The organism is Mucilaginibacter puniceus (genome assembly GCF_054783175.1).
In genome coordinates this window covers 163,581-181,865 of the sequence record NZ_BAAGRB010000005.1, presented here as the reverse complement: position 1 = coordinate 181,865, position 18,285 = coordinate 163,581, and the positions used below count along the sequence as shown (strand labels likewise).

The 18,285-nt window shown below is 41.0% G+C and carries 18 protein-coding genes; 11 read left to right on the top strand and 7 right to left on the bottom strand.

Annotated elements, in window-relative coordinates; genetic code table 11:
- Positions 1-273 precede the first annotated feature (273 nt).
- Entirely contained in the window at positions 274-1,266 is a 993-nt protein-coding gene (nadA, locus tag ACYVJ6_RS15585) for a quinolinate synthase NadA (protein ID WP_460695021.1), read from the top strand.
- On the opposite strand, the gene ACYVJ6_RS15580 is transcribed toward nadA, so the two are convergent.
- Complete coding sequence (locus ACYVJ6_RS15580) at positions 1,267-2,118, bottom strand: DNA/RNA non-specific endonuclease (RefSeq protein ID WP_460695020.1); 852 nt, start codon at positions 2,116-2,118, stop codon at positions 1,267-1,269. It abuts the gene before it with no gap.
- Between the two features lie 213 nt (positions 2,119-2,331).
- On the opposite strand from ACYVJ6_RS15580, the gene thiL reads away from it, so the two are divergent.
- Positions 2,332-3,390, top strand: a complete 1,059-nt coding sequence (thiL, locus tag ACYVJ6_RS15575; RefSeq protein WP_460695019.1) for a thiamine-phosphate kinase — start codon at positions 2,332-2,334, stop codon at positions 3,388-3,390.
- 484 nt (positions 3,391-3,874) lie between these two features.
- On the opposite strand, the gene rmuC is transcribed toward thiL, so the two are convergent.
- The 4 genes from rmuC to ACYVJ6_RS15555 form a co-directional block, all read right to left on the bottom strand.
- A complete protein-coding gene (gene rmuC, locus ACYVJ6_RS15570; RefSeq protein WP_460695018.1) occupies positions 3,875-5,272 on the bottom strand; it encodes a DNA recombination protein RmuC in 1,398 nt (465 codons plus the stop codon).
- A 152-nt stretch (positions 5,273-5,424) separates the two neighbouring features.
- On the bottom strand, positions 5,425-5,904 hold the full coding sequence (locus ACYVJ6_RS15565; RefSeq protein WP_460695017.1) for a gliding motility lipoprotein GldH: 480 nt from the start codon (positions 5,902-5,904) through the stop codon (positions 5,425-5,427).
- The gene (locus ACYVJ6_RS15560) at positions 5,901-7,244 is read right to left on the bottom strand and encodes a PSP1 domain-containing protein (protein WP_460695016.1); all 1,344 of its coding nucleotides are present in this window, start codon (positions 7,242-7,244) and stop codon (positions 5,901-5,903) included. The genes ACYVJ6_RS15565 and ACYVJ6_RS15560 overlap by 4 nt, the downstream gene beginning before the upstream one ends.
- 2 nt (positions 7,245-7,246) lie before the next feature.
- Complete coding sequence (locus ACYVJ6_RS15555) at positions 7,247-8,392, bottom strand: DNA polymerase III subunit (protein ID WP_460695015.1); 1,146 nt, start codon at positions 8,390-8,392, stop codon at positions 7,247-7,249.
- Positions 8,393-8,529: 137 nt separating this feature from the next.
- Here ACYVJ6_RS15555 and ruvX point away from each other — a divergent pair, with 137 nt between their 5' ends.
- From ruvX to ACYVJ6_RS15510, 9 genes are all read left to right on the top strand, one after another.
- Positions 8,530-8,946 (top strand): Holliday junction resolvase RuvX, encoded by a 417-nt coding sequence (gene ruvX, locus ACYVJ6_RS15550; RefSeq protein WP_460695014.1) that lies wholly within the window; start codon positions 8,530-8,532, stop codon positions 8,944-8,946.
- A gap of 12 nt (positions 8,947-8,958) precedes the next feature.
- Positions 8,959-9,138, top strand: a complete 180-nt coding sequence (locus ACYVJ6_RS15545; protein WP_460695013.1) for a hypothetical protein — start codon at positions 8,959-8,961, stop codon at positions 9,136-9,138.
- A 68-nt stretch (positions 9,139-9,206) separates the two neighbouring features.
- A complete protein-coding gene (gene dinD, locus ACYVJ6_RS15540) occupies positions 9,207-10,025 on the top strand; it encodes a DNA damage-inducible protein D (protein ID WP_460695012.1) in 819 nt (272 codons plus the stop codon).
- A 56-nt stretch (positions 10,026-10,081) separates the two neighbouring features.
- The gene (locus ACYVJ6_RS15535; protein WP_460695011.1) at positions 10,082-10,723 is read left to right on the top strand and encodes an O-methyltransferase; all 642 of its coding nucleotides are present in this window, start codon (positions 10,082-10,084) and stop codon (positions 10,721-10,723) included.
- A 3-nt stretch (positions 10,724-10,726) separates the two neighbouring features.
- Positions 10,727-11,275, top strand: coding sequence for a glucosaminidase domain-containing protein (locus tag ACYVJ6_RS15530; protein WP_460695010.1), 549 nt, complete (start codon positions 10,727-10,729; stop codon positions 11,273-11,275).
- A gap of 27 nt (positions 11,276-11,302) precedes the next feature.
- Positions 11,303-12,172: a glucosaminidase domain-containing protein gene (locus ACYVJ6_RS15525; RefSeq protein WP_460695009.1), complete on the top strand. Its 870-nt coding sequence runs from the start codon at positions 11,303-11,305 to the stop codon at positions 12,170-12,172.
- Positions 12,173-12,263: 91 nt separating this feature from the next.
- Positions 12,264-12,971: a peptidase associated/transthyretin-like domain-containing protein gene (locus ACYVJ6_RS15520; protein ID WP_460695008.1), complete on the top strand. Its 708-nt coding sequence runs from the start codon at positions 12,264-12,266 to the stop codon at positions 12,969-12,971.
- 60 nt (positions 12,972-13,031) lie between these two features.
- Positions 13,032-14,360 (top strand): signal recognition particle protein, encoded by a 1,329-nt coding sequence (gene ffh, locus ACYVJ6_RS15515; RefSeq protein WP_460695007.1) that lies wholly within the window; start codon positions 13,032-13,034, stop codon positions 14,358-14,360.
- 5 nt (positions 14,361-14,365) lie between these two features.
- Positions 14,366-16,063, top strand: coding sequence for a M1 family metallopeptidase (locus ACYVJ6_RS15510; RefSeq protein ID WP_460695006.1), 1,698 nt, complete (start codon positions 14,366-14,368; stop codon positions 16,061-16,063).
- On the opposite strand, the gene ACYVJ6_RS15505 is transcribed toward ACYVJ6_RS15510, so the two are convergent.
- The gene (locus ACYVJ6_RS15505; protein WP_460695005.1) at positions 16,039-16,428 is read right to left on the bottom strand and encodes a transmembrane 220 family protein; all 390 of its coding nucleotides are present in this window, start codon (positions 16,426-16,428) and stop codon (positions 16,039-16,041) included. The genes ACYVJ6_RS15510 and ACYVJ6_RS15505 overlap by 25 nt on opposite strands.
- 271 nt (positions 16,429-16,699) lie before the next feature.
- Positions 16,700-18,124, bottom strand: coding sequence for a carboxylesterase/lipase family protein (locus ACYVJ6_RS15500; protein ID WP_460695004.1), 1,425 nt, complete (start codon positions 18,122-18,124; stop codon positions 16,700-16,702).
- Positions 18,125-18,285 lie beyond the last annotated feature (161 nt).

Here is an 18,285-nt window from a genome sequence, read left to right as displayed (position 1 = left end):
TTTTAAGCGATTTATAAGTGCTTTTAACGATGAAATTAACATTATAATAACCAATAAAATATTAACAAATAAGTTTTTAAAATAAAAATTGGTAATAATATATTACTCATAATCAATTAAATAAAAAACTAAAACAGTTTAAAATCTGTTGATAAAAAGTTAAAAACAACTTTTACATAAAATCGTATCACAACTTTTAAACAATACTAACACACCAATAACAATAAGTTCTTTTTATATATAAAACTAATTGTTATTAATTGAAATGTTGAAATGGATATCTTAGACGAAATAAATTTGAAAGGATATGCCGAGGAAATTATTGATCCGACGCTTGACCTTTTTGAAGAAATAGAAAAACTTAAAAAAGAGAAAAATGCTGTTATTCTGGCTCACTACTATCAGGAACCTGATATTCAAGATATCGCGGATTATATTGGCGACAGTTTGGGATTATCGCAACAAGCTGCAAAAACAGACGCCGACATTATTGTATTTGCCGGTGTACACTTCATGGCCGAAACAGCCAAAATATTATCGCCCAACAAAAAGGTTTTACTACCCGACGCAAAGGCTGGATGTTCATTAGCGGATAGCTGCCCGCCGCATTTGTTCAAAAAGTTCAAGGAAAAGTACCCTGATCATTTGGTGATAACTTATGTGAATTGTACAGCAGAGTTAAAGGCTTTAAGCGATATAGTTTGTACATCAAGCAATGCCATACAAATTGTGGAAAGCTTACCGACGGATCAAAAGATAATATTCGGCCCGGATAAAAATTTGGGTGCTTATGTAGCTAAAAAAACAGGCCGTGACCTAGTATTATGGAATGGTGCCTGTATGGTACATGAAATATTTTCGAGAGAGAAAATTACCAAATTAAAAGAAAGATACCCTAATGCTAAATTGCTTGCCCACCCAGAATGCGAGGAAGTTATATTGCAAATGGCTGATTATATTGGATCAACAACAGGTATATTAAAATATGCCAGTAACAGACCAGAAAAAGAATTTATTGTAGCTACAGAAGCAGGTATTTTGCACCAGATGCAAAAGGAAAACCCCGATAAAGTATTTATACCCGCACCACCAAATAATGCCTGTGCCTGTAATGATTGCCCGCACATGAAACGCAATACATTAGAGAAACTTTATTTATGCTTAAAAAATGAAGTGCCTGAAATTACCGTTCCGCAGGATATTATTGTAAAAGCAGTAAAGCCTATTGAGCGTATGTTGGAAATATCAGCACGTTTAGGATTGTAATCAATATTTACCGAAGTCAGCTTTAGATTCAATTATTTCCTGAATATTTTTCGTTATATTGGATAACAGATCGTAGCCTGTAATTTTTTCTATCATATCCACAGTCACAATATATTGAGTCCAGTCAGGATTGATGGTATTATTATTTGGTGTATCAATAGCGATAACACGTGTTTTAAGGTTAACCCTATTTACATCGTTATTACCAGCCGGGATAATAACGGCAATTTTCCAAATATTACTGGGCACGGTTATTTTTCCATTATCTATAGTAGTAAAATAACCTTTTGTGCCTGTGCCGCCTTTACCATAGCTGCCCATTATAATATAAACCTCGTTACCGGCTAAAACCTGTATCCGTAAATAGTTCTCAAATTTTCCCCAGGTTTGCTGATTATTTTTGGGTACCTGTGGTATCATATTGGTCATTAAAAAAGTAGCGGCGTTTGCATTGGCCGAACTACTCCTATCAGCCGACGGACAATTATGCCCCCGGTCAAATCCGGTTGAAGTATAGCTGGTATTTTGTACCGGATAAAAGGAAGCGGGCAAATCTTTAAATGCAGCAAAATTATTCACTCGTTTAGCTGTAGTAGTAATATTTGAGGCATCTAAGTGCCAGCTTACCCAATTTGGTCCGCCGCGACTGTTGTTATAGGATTCCACATAATAACCCATATCCATTAAATAATTATCGGCCATAATCATATTGGTTGAAGCGTTGGATGGGTTGCCGAATAATAAATTGCTGTTATCTCCAGTTGCCGGAGGGGCATCAGGACCAATAATTACACTTCTGGGTTTTGACTTATTTTTTGAAGCCGAAGTGTCAACTATTAAGGTATCAGCCATACCGGCTGAATTTGTAGTTTGGCTAACTGTTGGCGCAGCATAAAACCGATTAACCCTGACATCTTTTTTAGGAGGTTGTATACACCCATAAATAGTTACTACTAAAAAAAGATAAAAGGATAGCCTTTTGAGATACATACGGTACAAATATCAATAAAGTAATTTATTGGAAATAGCTTTTGTATTTTTGCAGGATAATCATAATTGAACAGCATGTCGTTATTTGATAATAAAGAGAAAACCAATATTGAAAATTTAGGTGAGTTTGGGTTGATCCATCACCTAACAAAAAATATAAAACTGATACAGCCAACTACTTTAAAAGGGGTGGGTGACGATGCCGCGGTGTTAGATCCGCAAGGAAAAAAAGTGCTGGTGTCTACCGATATGTTACTGGAAGGGATACACTTTGATTTGGCTTACACCCCACTAAAACATTTAGGCTATAAAGCCATACAGGTTAACCTAAGCGATATTTATGCGATGAATGGCATGGCAGCCCAGGTTACAGTTTCTATTGGTATGTCGAGCAAATTTCCGTTAGAGGCTATTGAAGAATTATACGAAGGTATGTACATCGCCTGCGAAAAGTATGGTGTAGATATTATTGGTGGGGATACTACCTCATCAAAGCAAGGTTTAGTGATCAGCGTAACCTCTATAGGTTATGCCGATGCAAAGGATATTGTATATCGTAACGGTGCCGAAGAGGGTGACCTGATATGTGTATCGGGTGATTTAGGGGGGGCTTATACCGGCTTGCAATTATTAGAGCGTGAAAAACTGGTTTATTTAGAGAACCCGCAAGTACAACCCGATCTGGAAGGTAAAGATTATATAGTAGAGCGCCAGTTAAAACCTGAGGCACGTAAAGATATCATAGACCTGTTAAAAGAAATTGAGGTTAAGCCAACATCCATGATAGATGTATCAGATGGTTTGGCATCCGAGATCATGCATATATGCAAACAAAGCAGTAAAGGGTGTAATATTTACGAAGAGAAAATTCCGCTGGACCCCATGACATTTGAGACAGCTCGCGAATTTAACCTGGACCCAACCGTATGCGCATTAAGTGGTGGCGAAGACTACGAGCTGCTATTTACCGTTAAACAAGCCGACTACGACAAAATAAAGTTTAAAATGGACATCACCATCATCGGCTATATTACCGAGCCTGCAGTGGGCTGTAATTTGATATCGAAAAGTGGGGTAGTGCATCCGTTAAAAGCGCAGGGATGGAATGCGTTCCCTAAAGAGGAAGAAAAATAATTATTCCTTCTTGTCATTTCGAAACGCAGTGAGAAATCTATACATAGCAAAGGTAACATGAGATACATTTACTACACGCTTTACAGACATTTTTCCAACGTTAAAAGCAATGATACGCCGGCTTTCAATGCAATGGTCTTTATTAGCATTTTACAAAGTGCAAATATTCAAACTATATTGCTTTTTGTGCCCGCAGAGTTTAAAATATCTTATCACACAAGGGACCAAGTCGCGTTATCTGGTATTTTATTAGGCTTATTATTATTCGCTGTGAACTACTTTGTTCTTATAAAACCATTACCAGAACTAAAAAATAAGTATAAGAATGAAAGCGCTAAAAGCAAAATGTTTGGTACCGTTCTATTACTTTCCTACATTATAGTTACAGCTTTGTCAACGTATTTTATTAGCGTAAATATTATAGGGGATTAGCGTGTGTATAGATTTCTCCTCGTACCTCGTTCGAAATGACAGTCGTTTGTTATTATTGCTCAATCAACTGCGCAACATCATCTGCCGCATCATCCAAATATTTCTGATCCAACTGCTTATTGGCTTTCGCCCCAAGTTTTTTGATCTTATCAGCGGTGATGGTCAAATTGCCGTTGCCTTCGGTCAGTTTATTAATGGCATTATCATAGGCAGACTGGCTTTGCTTAATGTTTTTGCCAATGCTTTCCATATCCCCTACAAACCCTACAAACTTATCATACATGGCACCGCTTAGGCGGGCAATTTCCAGCACGTTGCGGTTTTGACGTTCTTGTTTCCAGATACTGGCAATGGTGCGCAGTGTAGCCAATAATGTAGAAGGGCTAACAATCACCACCCGCTTATCCCAGGCATCGCTAAACAGCTCCGAATCCAGCTGTACGGCAAAACTAAAGGACGATTCTATCGGTATAAACAACAACACAAAATCCGGCGAATTGATCTGGTACAGGTCATGGTAGTTTTTTGATGATAACCCATGCACATGGCTGCGGATAGATTCCACGTGTGCTTTTGAAAATAGTTTGCGGTCCTCTTCGGTTTCGCAATTCACCAGGCGTTCATAGGCTATTAAAGATACTTTGGAGTCAATAATTAAATGTTTTTCGTCCGGTAGGTCAATAACCACATCGGGCTGTAAACGCGAGCCATCAGCCCCAACCAAGCTGGCTTGCAGGCGATATTCCTGGTCCTTCACCAAGCCCGAACGTTCCAAAACACGCTCCAATATGACCTCTCCCCAGTTACCTTGTTTTTTATTGTCGCCTTTTAGGGCTTTGGTTAGGTTTTGTGCATCATCACTTATTTGCCTATTTTGAGCCATTAACTCGGTGATTACCCCTTTCATGGTATTTCGTTCAGCCGCCTCAGTATTATATACTTTCTCTACCTTTTCTTCAAAAGCTTTCAGGTTTTCTTTCAGCGGATTGAGTATGGTATCCAGGTTGGTGCGGTTAACATCAATAAACTCTTTTGATTTTTCCTTCAGCAGCTTTTCGGCCACATTTTGAAACTCCAACTGGAATTTTTGCTGTATCTCGTTAATAGATTTCTCCTGGTCGGCAAAACGTTCGCGCTGGGCCTTAAAAGCCTCTTCGGCTTTAACCATGCGGTTCTTTTCGGCTAATAACTCCTGGTTCAAGGTAGTTATCTGTGTTTCATAACGTACCCGCTCATCCTGTAATTGCTTATCAGCCTTATCACGCTCAAAACCTAAACCCAGGGCCCGTTCCTCTGCTTTGGCTAAGTTTATATTAAGCGCGGTATTTTCGGCTTTTAATCGTTCCATATCCACCACAGAAACCCCGTCGGGAGATTTTGGCCGCTTTAAAAAAAGCACCACGGCAATTAACAATATAACTATAGCTACAACTAAAACAACAACATCCATTTTGATAAAAATATTAGCAAAACTAAGGTAGGAAAAAATGTGTTAATGTGCAGATATGCGAATGTGCAGATCAATAATTTATTTAATAAGGATGAATACCGTTGGGCATTTGCATCCCGATAGCTATCGGGACATATCCACGCATCCGCACATCATTGGGCCCGCTCTACGCGCATACCCACATCGGTAACCTCACGAAGCGGGTTATCGCGCATATTCTGTTCTATCTCAAAAGTATAAACCCCTTTAGTCGGAAATTTATAATCTTTTTTAAACGGCATCTGGTAACTGTATATACTGCCCGAACCATCACCCAGCCATTCACCATCTGCATTGGCTAATTTAAATTCATAGCGGGTGGTGCTGGCCTTTTTATCAGGGTTAACCTGTTTGATCAATACAAACAGGTTGGCATATTTATAATCGGCAGTTACCCGCAAATTCATGTATAAATTATACGGGATGGTCTCATCAGTAATGGTAACCTTGTTTCTTATTTTATTAACGTACGACCAGTTATTATTAGCGATCACCACATTTTGGTCAATAACCGCATTAGGGTCGCTGCAGCCTGTTGCTAAAACAGCGCCCATTATCATCAAAAAAATCAAACGTTTAAATACGCTTATCATTGCGGATTACTGGGTTTGTTACCACCTTCCGGCGCACCACCCGGGCGGGGCCTGTTATTATTTCGGTTGGGCCGGTTCCTATTCTTGTTCCTGTTAGGATTAGGCGTTGGGTTTCCACCCTCTGATCTTGGACCCATAGTATTATTTGGATCTGCCGCCTGGCGAGGTTGCTGTATAGCATCTCCCGGCTGCTGCGGGTTTGGCCTGTTCTTGTTTTTATTTTTGTTACGATTTTTGTTCTTGTTGCGGCGCTCGTCTAAACGGGTTAAGCTATCCTGGCCAACAACATTTTCGTAATCTAAAATTTTAACCGGTTTAGTTTCTACCTCCACAACAACGCCTAAATCCTGGGGTAATTTACCATCGCGGTTCATTTGCTGTATTTCTTTTACCCGCGCAATTGGGATGGGGATCCAGGCGTCTTCACGTGGGTAACTAAACCACATTAATTTTTTAAAAATGTCAGTTTTTTGCAAACGGGCATCTCCTCTTTCGGTTTTAAGGTAGTTTACATTTTCAGGAATATGCTTTAAGGCATCCATGTAAGTATCTAATTCATAATTTAAACAGCACTTTAACTTGCCGCATTGGCCGGCCAGCTTTAAGGTGTTTAATGAAAGGTTTTGATATCTTGCCGCCGCGGTTGAAACCGTTTTAAAATCAGTTAACCAGGTTGAGCAGCAAAGCTCGCGTCCGCAGGAGCCAATACCACCCAAGCGGCTTGCTTCCTGGCGCATACCTATCTGGCGCATCTCTATCCTTATACGGAAGTTCTCGGCCATTTTTTTGATCAGTTCCCTAAAATCCACGCGGCCTTCGGCAGTATAATAAAAAGTAGCCTTGGTTTTATCGCCCTGGTAATCTACGTCACTTATCTTCATAGATAGGTTAAGCTCAAGCGCCAGTTTGCGGGCATTATGCATAGTTTCCCACTCCATATCTTTGGCGGCCTTCCACTTATCTACATCGGCAGGAGTAGCCCTGCGGTATATTTTTTTGGCAACATCGGCCTCTTTAACGCGGCGTTTTACCATTTGCATCCTCACCAGTTCGCCGGTGATAGATACGTGGCCAATATCATAGCCGCCGGTAGTAGCTTCCACTACAACCAGGTCGCCATTTTCCAGATAAATATTGTCGTTATTTAAATAAAACTCCTTACGCGATCCCTTGAATTTTACTTCAATGATCGGGAAAGGCTTATAATTTACCGGCATATCCATATGCGACAGCCAGTCGTAAACATCTAATTTGCTGCAGCCATTAGTAAGGCAAGCGCCATTACTTTTGCAGCCCGCCGGAGCACATCCGCCCCCGGTTGAGCAACTTCCACATCCCATAATTAACTCGATATATATTGATTCCCTTGCGGGCTTGGTTTAAATTTTAAGTAACCTATAATTTGTAAAGATACATCTAAAAATAAAATTTTAGGGTTTGCATTTCTCTCTACATGATAATGTGCCTTTTCTAAGGCAGAACTAATGGCCTGAGCCATTGATATGGTCATAACGCTGGTCATTTTTTGCGCGGTTTCCAGTTCGGCCGCCGGCAAATGCACCAGGTTTCCGGCATCGGCCATCAACAGGCAGCATTCCCGTATAAAACTAATGCCATAACATAAAAAATTCTTTTGATTCTCGCGGCCCATTTTAGCTAATTGGTCCACAAAAGCCACAATCTCTATCCCCTTATTGGCAAAGCATAAACGTAACCATTGTACAAACAGCGCGTGATAGCTTTTGCTTTCCTGCTGCAGCATTGCCAGGGCTTCGGTTAAATTGCCATTGCTTAAATAAGCAATTTCGGCAGCCATATTTTCTGTTTGATGGTGCTCTGTTATCAAATGGTTTTTCACCTCATCATAACCCAATCCCGGAATTTTAACCAGCTGCGTACGCGAAAGTATGGTATTTAATATTTGGTCCTGGTTTTGGGCCACCAATAAAAACAAGGTATTAGGCTGTGGCTCTTCAATAATTTTAAGCAGGGTGTTACCCTCTTTCTCCAAATACTCGGGTAACCATAGTATTAATATTTTGTAGGCCGATTCAAACGGCTTAAAGCTTAATTTTTTAATGATCTGGTGGCACTCGGCAATATTGATGTTGGCCTGTTTGTTTTCGGCATCCAAATAGCCCCGCCATATATCCATGCTCAAATACGGATTGGTTAAAAAAGCGTCCCGCCATTGTTCCATAAAGGTTAAAGCAGTATCATCCTTGTGTTTAGCAAAAAACGGATAGGAAAAATGCAGATCGGGGTGCATCAGTTTTTCATACTTGCGGCATGATGAACAAACGCCGCATGAATCATCGGCCTGCTTATCCTCGCAGGATAAAAACTGGGCATAAGCATAAGCTAAAGCCAATCCTCCCGCACCTTGGGGCCCCAAAAACAACTGTGCATGACTAACCCGGTTCTCTAAAACTGTGCTGATCAGCCGTTGCTTAATAGCCGCTTGCCCTACTATGTTTTTAAACTGCATTGGTGCAAAATAGTGAATTTGTTTTTAGTTGTAAGAGTGAAGTTGTTTTTTGACAAAAGTTGTTGGCCACAATAATCTTATCTTTGCTGTATGACATGCCTGATCTTTAATCTTCATTCTTTAATCTTTATTCAAAAATGAGAATAATGGCTTTTGATTACGGCACCAAGCGCATTGGTATCGCGGTTACCGACCCTTTGCAGATCATTGCCACCGGGTTAGATACCATTCATCCCCTGAAAATAATCGACTATCTTAAAAAATATTTGCAAACCGAGCAGGTGGAACGCTTTATTGTAGGCGAGCCCAAACAGATGGATAATACCCCGTCGCAATCTGCTATACACGTAAAGGGCTTTGTTAACCTGCTCAAAAAAACCTTCCCTGATATTCCTATCGAAATGCTGGACGAGCGCTTTACCTCAAAAATGGCAACAGCGGCCATTATGCAAAGCGGATTTAAAAAGTCCGACCGTCAAAACAAAGAACGGGTGGATACCATATCGGCTACTATTTTATTGCAGAGCTGGATGGAAAAAGGGCATGGTTTATGAGGGTGATTTAACATGAGTAAAAAGTATCTGATCTTCTATTTAATATTAGGCATCATATTTTCAGCAATAGCCATTATCGGTTTGGTAAATACGGATGGATATTCCGGAGCTTACTTTTTTATTCCTGCCATCCTGTTTTTCTACGCCAGCTTCAAGATCTACAAACTGGAGAGTGATGACGAGTTGATGTGAGCTATTACCACCGTATATTGTAATCAACAAGAACTTTTTTTCTTATATTGCTATATAATAATGTTATTATGAGCACTAAAAATCAATTTGAAGAAATAAGACATATTAATGAAATAGGCCAGGAGTATTGGAGTGCGCGGGAGCTATATAAAGTTTTAGAGTATATTAAATGGGATAAGTTTCTAAACGTAATTGAAAAAGCCAAAGAGGCATGCAAAAACTCACATCAAGAACCAAATGACCATTTTCCCCGGGTGGAGAAAATGGTTAAAATAGGATCAGGAGCAACCAGAGATATTGGCGATTTGCACCTTTCGCGTTACGCCTGCTATTTAATTATTCAAAATGCAGATCCATCAAAAGAAGTGGTTGCATTAGGACAAACTTATTTTGCGGTTCAGGCAAGAAAACAAGAATTATTAGAACAGGCCTTTGAGGAATTAAAAAGCGAGGATGAAAAGCGCGCGTTTTTAAGAAAGGAAATGGCCGAGCATAATAAGCAACTGGCAGATGCTGCGAAAAATGCCGGCGTAATTCAACCCTGGGAATATGCGGTGTTTCAAAACCATGGATATATGGGGCTGTATAATGGTTTAGGCGCAAAAGAAATCCAAGCTAAAAAGGGGTTAAAAAAAAGTCAGAATATATTAGATCACATGGGTAGCACAGAATTGGCCGCTAACTTATTCCGGGCAACTCAAACAGAGGAAAAACTGAAGCGCGAAAAAATAATAGGTAAACAAAAAGCAAATCAGGCGCATTTTGAAGTTGGCAAAAAGGTTAGGCAAACAATTATCGAATTAGGGGGAGCGATGCCGGAGGACCTGCCAACCGAAGAAAGCATAAAAAAAATAGAGGAGGCAAAAAAATCTAAATTAAAAAAGTAGAATTGGGTAAAAGCGGACGCAAAACCCTATTATTTCAAAATAGTTATCTTTGCGCTATGGAAATTTTAGAAGGCGCTTTGCAGGCGTACTTAGATAACCATTGCGATGCGGAGCCGGAAGTGTTAAAAACCATTAACCGCGAAACGCATTTAAAGGTGTTAAAGCCTAATATGTTATCGGGCCATTACCAGGGGCGGTTGTTAAGCATGCTCAGTAAAATGATGCAGCCTAAACGAATTTTGGAGATTGGCACATTTACCGGATATGCCACCATTTGCCTGGCCGAAGGGCTAACCGAAGATGGAATTATACACACCATTGAAGTTAACCGCGAGCTGGAAGAGATGCTAAATCAACACTTTGCATCAACAAATGTTGAAAAAAAGATAAAGCTGCATTTTGGGTCCGCAGAGCAAATAATAGGCGATTTATACGAAAACGACTTTGACATCGTTTTTATAGACGCTGATAAAAAGAATAATTATACGTACTTTCAATTAGTATTTGACAAAGTCAGATCCGGAGGATTAATAATAATTGATAATGTTTTGTGGAAAGGAAAGGTATACGATAGCGCACAAAAAGATGCCGATACCGAGAGCTTCCGCAAACTAAATGAGCAAATAGCTGTTGATAGCAGGGTTGAAAAACTAATTCTACCTGTTCGCGATGGTGTATTACTCATCAGAAAAAAGTAAATTATGAAAAAAATCTTACTGATTACAACACTGTTAATTTCTGCCGTTGGTGCATTCGCACAAAAAAACACCTCACAATCATACATCGAGCAGTTTAAAGACAATGCCATCAACATTATGCATCAAACCGGCATACCGGCCAGCATCATTTTAGGTATAGCCATGCACGAATCGGGTAACGGCAACAGCAAAATAGCCCAAAATTTAAATAACCAGTTTGGCGTAAAAGGCGGCGGTGGCGCGGTTTATTACAGCAATAAAAAGAAAGTAAAATCGGCCTACAAAAAATATGATTCTATTATGGATTCGTTTGCTGATTTTGCCCGTATCATGACCGAACGTAAACAGTTTAGCCATTTAGCACAAAACCTAACCCAATATGATTATGAAAAATGGGTTAAGGGTATCCAGCGCGCGGGATATGCCAGCAGTAAAACATGGGGGTCGCAGGTATTAGCTATCATTCGTAAATACCGGTTAAATGACCTGGACCAGGAACAGGCTCCTGTTGCTGATGTGGTTGAAAAACCCGTTGCTCAAAACAAGCAATAATTCAATTTAAAACCTATTTTTGGCCTTATGATTAATGCCAGACACACAGGTTGGACCAATATATCAGTTATTGCGTGCCTGTGTATACTTTTTTTAAGTGCGTGTTCATCGCGTAAAAAAACGGTAGGCAATACCATTAGTAACCGCGAGGCCAGACAGAATAACGAAAGTATACAGAAATCCCGTAGTAAAGCCATCGCCAATTTTGTGCCTTATACCCCACAAAGCTATATTGAGCGCTTTAAAGCCATCGCCATAAAAGAAATGAATACCAACGGTATTCCCGCCAGCATTACATTGGCGCAGGGCTTGTTTGAATCGGGCAATGGCAATGGCGATTTGGCCAAAATAGCCAATAACCATTTTGGCATTAAATGTACCAGCGATTGGAAAGGCAAAAGTTATTATAAAGATGACGATAAAGTAGACGACTGCTTCAGGGTATATGACAATCCTGAAGACTCCTATAAGGACCATTCTGATTTTTTAAAACGTAAACGCTATGCCGCCCTATTTGAATTAGATAAGAATGATTACGAAGGATGGGCCTACGGGTTAAAACAAGCGGGTTATGCCACCAATCCCAACTACCCGCAATTGTTAATAAACGTTATTAAAAAATACAGTCTGGACCAATATGACCGCCCTGAAGGAGAACTGCAAAAAATTAAACGCGAGGACCGCGTGCTGGCCGAGATCAATAAAAACATTGGCGTAGCGATAAAAGATTCATTGATACAGGTTACTCCGGCTAATAAGTTATACACCATTAAACAAGGCGATACACTATACAACATATCTAAACGTTTTGGTTTAACAGTGGATGAGTTGAAAGCCTTAAATAACATGTCAGATAATACCATCAAATTGGGCCAGCAGTTGGTTATAGCTAAATAGGTTAAATTTTGTTAAATAGCATATATGGCTAAGTGTTAACCATTAATTTTGCAATGTGATAAGAGTACTGCCCCTTATATTTTTATGCATAATGGCGATCAAAGGATTTGCACAGGAAAAATCTATTGCCGGTATTGTGTTTGATAAAAACAGCCAGGACCGCATAGCCAGGATCAATGTTGTAAATTTAAACACAGGTAAATCTGTTTATAATAATTTGAACGGGGTTTTTACCATAGAAGCCGAGACCGGTGACCGATTGGTTTTTAAAAAGCAAGATTACTATAACGATACCGTTAAAATAGAGAACCATCTTCCGTTGGCTATTTACCTGAGCCGCACAGCTATACAGTTGCGGGAGGTTACCATTAATGATTCTGTCCTTAGCCCGAAGGACCGGTTAGCCTTGTCTAAAAAAGAAAATAGCAGGGCATACGGCACTTTGGCCAATCGCGATCTAATAACTACCCCAATTATGGGCGGGGCAGGGGGCAGCATTGATGCTTTGTGGAACATGCTTAGCGGTGAAGGAAAGAATGCCGCTAATTTGCGGGACTACATTGACCTGGATTACCGCCGGGATGTAATAGATTACAGGTTTAACCGTGCTTTGGCGGGAAGAATAACCGGCCTAAAGGATAAACAATTGACTGATTTTATGCAGAAATACCGTCCGGGATATTACTTTGTGATCAAAGCAAGTGAGGTTGAGTTTATTTCCTCCATCAAAACAAATTTAAAGCGGTATTTAAAAAATCCTAAAGCGTATTCTTTACAACCGCTCACTTCTTCAAATTAAGCCTTCATTCAATCCCACAAAATCTTAACTTTGTGGTCTTTAAAATTGTAGCATACAGATATGTTTGAAAATCTTTCGGATAAGCTCGACAGGGCGTTTAAGGTATTAAAAGGACAGGGCAGCATTACAGAGATAAACGTGGCCGAAACCATGAAGGAAATTAGAAAAGCCTTACTGGATGCCGACGTAAACTATAAAACAGCCAAAGCATTTACGGATGATGTAAAGCAAAAGGCCATAGGTGCCAATGTGTTAACCAGCATTTCGCCGGGACAGTTGCTAACCAAGATAATGAACGATGAGTTGACCCAGTTAATGGGTGGCAGCACCGTTGATATTGATTTTTCCGGTTCGCTAACCGTTATATTAATTGCAGGTTTGAACGGTGCGGGTAAAACCACTTTTACCGGAAAATTGGCTAATTATTTAAAAACTCAAAAAAATAAAAAGCCGTTATTGGTGGCCGATGATATATACCGACCGGCGGCCATTGACCAATTGGAAGTATTGGGCGGACAGATTGGTGTACCCGTGTATGCCAACCGCGAATCTAAAGATCCTATTGCCATTGCCCGAGAGGGTATAGCCTTAGCCAAGCAAAACGGCCATAACGTAGTGATCATTGATACCGCCGGACGCTTGTCAATCGACGAGGCCATGATGGTAGAGATTGAGCAGGTTAAAGACGCGGTAAAACCACAGGAAATTTTATTTGTGGTGGATTCCATGACCGGGCAGGATGCAGTGAATACTGCCAAAGTATTTAACGATCGCCTGGACTTTACAGGGGTAGTATTAACCAAGCTGGATGGCGATACCCGTGGCGGCGCGGCGCTGTCAATCAAATCGGTTGTAAACAAACCTATTAAATTTATTGGTACCGGCGAGAAGATGGAAGCGCTGGATGTTTTCCACCCCGACCGTATGGCATCCCGTATTTTGGGAATGGGTGATGTGGTATCGTTAGTTGAGCGTGCGCAGCAGCAGTTTGACGAAAAAGAAGCAGCCGAACTACAAAAGAAGATCCGCAAAAATAAATTTGATTTTAATGATTTTTACGGGCAGATACAGCAGATCAAAAAAATGGGTAACATGAAAGATCTGATGGGCATGATACCGGGCGTAGGCAAAATGATGAAGGATGTTGAGGTGAAAGACGATGCCTTTAAAGCTATCGAAGCCATCATCCAATCCATGACACCACACGAAAAAGAGAACCCGGATAGTATTAATCAAAGCCGCCGTGCCCGTATAGCCAAAGGATCGGGCACAGATATGCAGGAAGTAAACCGCTTGATTAAGCAGTTTGAGGATATGCGTAAGGTAATGAAGCAAATGAGCAACCCGGCAGCCATGGCCAATATGATGAAACGAATGCCGAAAATGTAAAACATATGCGTTTAAACACTACCGATAGCCCGCGCGTCATTGCGAGGAGGAACGACGAAGCAATCTCTAAGGAGACAGGCTTGCTTCGTATAGTGTTTAACCGTGCCGGTGCAGAGATTGCTTCGTTCCTCGCAATGACGTGGTTGTTATCGTTTTGCTTTTCCGCATCCGCCCAAGCCCCCGGCACGGCTATAGATGTACAGCATTATACCTTTGCCCTTCAACTAAACGATACCGATAATAACATCAAAGGCGATGCCACCATAGCCGTTAAGTTTTTAAAAGATGTTAATTCGTTCAACATCGACCTGGTAAAAAAGAAAAGTGATGGCAAGGGAATGTTGGTTGCTGAAGTTAAGGAAAACGGCAAGCCCGTTCAATTTACGCAAAGCGATGAAGTGGTAACCCTGTCTCCGGCAGCCAAAGCAAATACTGCCCATAGCTATACCATAACCTACTCGGGAATACCTGCTGATGGGCTGATCATATCTACCAATAAGTTTGGTAACCGTACTTTTTTTGGGGATAACTGGCCTAATCGTGCACATAACTGGCTTCCCTGTGTGGATGACCCGGCAGATAAAGCGTCGGTTGAATTTGTGGTGACCGCGCCCGATCATTACGCAGTTATAGCCAATGGCTTAAAAACCGAAGAAAAGACCCTCCCCAACAAACTAAAACTCACCCACTGGAAAGAAACCGCGGTATTACCTACCAAGGTAATGGTGATTGGCGCGGCCGATTTTGCCATTGACCATACAGGCGATGTAAATGATATCCCGGTTTATAGCTACGTTTTTCCGCAGAATAAAGATGCGGGTTTTAAAAGTTATGCGGTGGCTAAAGAAATACTGCCCTTTTTTATAAAACAGGTTGGCGCGTACCCTTATGAAAAACTGGCCAACGTGCAATCAAAAACCATATTTGGCGGTATGGAGAATGCCAGCGCTATATTTTACTTTGAAAACTCGGTAAATAGCGCGGGCATAGAGGAATTAATGGCTCATGAAATTGCCCACCAATGGTTTGGTAACTCTGTTAGCGAAAAAAACTTTGCCAACTTGTGGTTAAGCGAGGGCTTTGCCACCTATATGACCAATTACTACCTGGAAAGCAAATACGGGCAAGACGCGCTTAAAAAGCGCATGGAAGGCCAGCGCAAAAAGATATTGGATTTTGAAAGGCAGCGGTTAACCCCCGTTGTTGATACGACCACAAAGGGCGACTACATGCAATTGTTAAACGCCAACAGCTATGAAAAGGGTGGCTGGGTGCTGCACATGCTTCGACGTAAAATAGGTGATGATGCTTTTTGGAAGGGTATCCGCAGCTATTATGAAAAGTATAAAAGCAGCAATGCTAATACGGACGATCTGCGTAAAGTAATGGAGCAAGCCAGCGGACAGGATCTGGAAGTGTTTTTTAAGCAATGGTTGCTAACCGCCGGGCATCCGCAATTAAACATTACCCGTGTGTATGACGCAGAGCTAAAGCAAATGAGGCTATTAATTATTCAAAAACAAGCCCCGCTGTATGATTTTACGCTTGAATACTCGGTAGATGGGAAACTATACAGTCGTACAATGAAGGGTACTGCAATTACCGTTGAGCTTACTACAGACAACCCTTCAAGTCTGGTGATAGACCCTAATGTAAATTTACTGGGTACTTTTGAAGTTCACGATTTACGCACCGCGAAATAATCTCCCAATAATACAAATATAACTATCGCCAGGCCGAAAAATTCGCGGGTTTGTTCAATGTAAGGTTTATCAGCGTGCATCTGGCCCACTATGTTTGCTTCATGATATTTAATTATCCAATCTAACACACCATCGGCCGTAAAAAAGTAATAACCCGCGTAAACGGTGAAAAGGGCAATAAACAACAAATACAATTTCGGGTAAAACCGATTATAAACAATGGCCCCGCAAAAATAGGTAGGCACCAGGTATAACGGTACCCAAATATAAGGGTCAACATCATTCAGGTTTAAATAGGCAAAACCCAGAAAAGCAACGCAAAAAAATACGTTTACACTTAAAAGTATCGGACGGTTCTGTAACATGATCGGTTGGTTTTAATTGGTAAGGCAATATCTTAAAAAAATAGGACACTGCAAAATGGCAAATGTTAACCACAACTGTCATTTCGAACGAGGAACGAGGATAATAAACTTTGATGCTCAATCGGTTAGCGACGAATTTAACGGTACGTCCCTCGGTTCTCAATGGCAATGGTTAGAAAATAAAAATGCCGCATTTATAATTAAATGCGGCATTTCTATTAAGGGGCTAAGTCTTAAAATAGACTGTGTCTACCGTGTTAGCGGCATATTTTTATCTTCGGCCGCCCTTATACTGTGGAGTCGCAGTCATGCTAAATACTGCCTTGTCCTTATCTGCATCCAACAACAAAAATTGCGGGTTTTGAGCGGTATAAGGTTTCCAGGTACTTCCCTGTTTACCATTAGGGTTGCCTGACTTAGCAAAATTGGTCCAGAAGTCAACCATTGTCTTACTTAATTCTTCGTCGCCGGCTGTAAAGGGGCGCCAGCTATGGCGTAGCGAGTGGAAAATGTACCATAGGTCGGAAGAGTGGAAAGCGCCACTTGCATCGCCCGGAAGCTGACGCTGAAACATATAAGCATATGTTGGCTTTGTGCTCTGGCCTGCACGCAATGCAGCGAAATCGCTGATTGGCTTGGTCATGTCACTTAGGTCATTAGATGTAAAACCAATCATATATGGGATATCTGGTATCTCTCTGGCCATTGCAGCTTCTGAAAAAGTTTTCTTTAAGAAGTAGTTGTCGATAACAGGGCTCCAAGCCAAACGCATTTTGGTATCTTCAGTGTATTTTTGAGACATTTGAAGCAGTTCGTCGAAAGATAGGGATCTCATTTCGGCTAGAGTTTTCTTACCGAAGTGATCCATCATTCTTTTGTTTTGTAATTGCGCAGTGTCTAAAGAAAGTCCTGGCCTGCCATTTGTATTAAGTCCGCCACCGCTCATGCTAATGGCTTTACTTATCATGCTTTTAGAGACAGGAGAAGCACATAAAGATTGTACGCTACCGGCACCGGCGCTCTGTCCGAAAATGGTGATATTTTTAGGATCACCACCAAATTGTTCAATGTTTTTGTACACCCATTTTACGGCTGCTGCCTGATCCATCAAGCCATAATTGCCTGATACTTTGTTCGGGCTTTCAGCCGACAAAAGCGGGTGAGAGAAAAAGCCCATCACTCCAAGACGGTAAGTAACAGATACCAGAATTACGCCGCGAGAAGCCCAATCTTCACCTCCGTCCATTTCAGGTTCGAAAGCAAATCCTTCGCGGTAGCCGCCACCGTGAATCCACACAGCAACCGGAAGTTTTTTAGTTTTTTCGCCAGCTGCTGGTGTCCATACATTCAGATAAAGGCAATCTTCTTTAAACGGAACACTGCCGCTGGCACGCCATTCTTTACCATAAAAACTGTTCGGATCCCAGGTAACCTGCATAGCTGCGGCTCCGTATTTGTCAGCTGTTTTTACGCCCTTCCAGGGCAATACAGGCTGAGGTTCTCTCCAACGCAGGTTGCCTACAGGCGGAGCTGCAAATGGAATTCCTTTGTAGGCAATAATTCCTTTAGTGGGGGTCGCAACTCCTTTAATTTGTCCTCCCTCAACGGTAAGTACCGGATTGGTGTCTTTTCCATTCCAGGAGGCAAAAAACACTGCAAGCGCCAGGAATAGAAACGGGATAAATAATTTCTTCATACGAGTAATTGTTTTTTAGGTGGTTATAAAAGTGATTTGATTTATAAAGCAATAAAATGCAATTTAATCAGAAAAACTGATTTAGCAAGTTGTTTTAAGGGATATCAAGATAGTTCTCCCTCCGTTTCGAAATGACAGGTATTTATTTTATGATTTTTCCT

Coding starts and splice junctions, on each gene's coding strand:
- ACYVJ6_RS15535 (WP_460695011.1), top strand. CDS start 10,082: ATGGAAATTTTAGAAGGCGCTTTGCAGGCGTACTTAGATAACCATTGC.
- dinD (WP_460695012.1), top strand. CDS start 9,207: ATGAGCACTAAAAATCAATTTGAAGAAATAAGACATATTAATGAAATA.
- thiL (WP_460695019.1), top strand. CDS start 2,332: ATGTCGTTATTTGATAATAAAGAGAAAACCAATATTGAAAATTTAGGT.
- ACYVJ6_RS15565 (WP_460695017.1), bottom strand. CDS start 5,904: ATGATAAGCGTATTTAAACGTTTGATTTTTTTGATGATAATGGGCGCT.
- ffh (WP_460695007.1), top strand. CDS start 13,032: ATGTTTGAAAATCTTTCGGATAAGCTCGACAGGGCGTTTAAGGTATTA.
- ACYVJ6_RS15505 (WP_460695005.1), bottom strand. CDS start 16,428: ATGTTACAGAACCGTCCGATACTTTTAAGTGTAAACGTATTTTTTTGC.
- ACYVJ6_RS15500 (WP_460695004.1), bottom strand. CDS start 18,124: ATGAAGAAATTATTTATCCCGTTTCTATTCCTGGCGCTTGCAGTGTTT.
- nadA (WP_460695021.1), top strand. CDS start 274: ATGGATATCTTAGACGAAATAAATTTGAAAGGATATGCCGAGGAAATT.
- ACYVJ6_RS15525 (WP_460695009.1), top strand. CDS start 11,303: ATGATTAATGCCAGACACACAGGTTGGACCAATATATCAGTTATTGCG.
- ruvX (WP_460695014.1), top strand. CDS start 8,530: ATGAGAATAATGGCTTTTGATTACGGCACCAAGCGCATTGGTATCGCG.
- ACYVJ6_RS15560 (WP_460695016.1), bottom strand. CDS start 7,244: ATGGGATGTGGAAGTTGCTCAACCGGGGGCGGATGTGCTCCGGCGGGC.
- rmuC (WP_460695018.1), bottom strand. CDS start 5,272: ATGGATGTTGTTGTTTTAGTTGTAGCTATAGTTATATTGTTAATTGCC.
- ACYVJ6_RS15580 (WP_460695020.1), bottom strand. CDS start 2,118: ATGGCTGATACCTTAATAGTTGACACTTCGGCTTCAAAAAATAAGTCA.
- ACYVJ6_RS15545 (WP_460695013.1), top strand. CDS start 8,959: ATGAGTAAAAAGTATCTGATCTTCTATTTAATATTAGGCATCATATTT.
- ACYVJ6_RS15530 (WP_460695010.1), top strand. CDS start 10,727: ATGAAAAAAATCTTACTGATTACAACACTGTTAATTTCTGCCGTTGGT.
- ACYVJ6_RS15520 (WP_460695008.1), top strand. CDS start 12,264: ATGGCGATCAAAGGATTTGCACAGGAAAAATCTATTGCCGGTATTGTG.
- ACYVJ6_RS15510 (WP_460695006.1), top strand. CDS start 14,366: ATGCGTTTAAACACTACCGATAGCCCGCGCGTCATTGCGAGGAGGAAC.
- ACYVJ6_RS15555 (WP_460695015.1), bottom strand. CDS start 8,392: ATGCAGTTTAAAAACATAGTAGGGCAAGCGGCTATTAAGCAACGGCTG.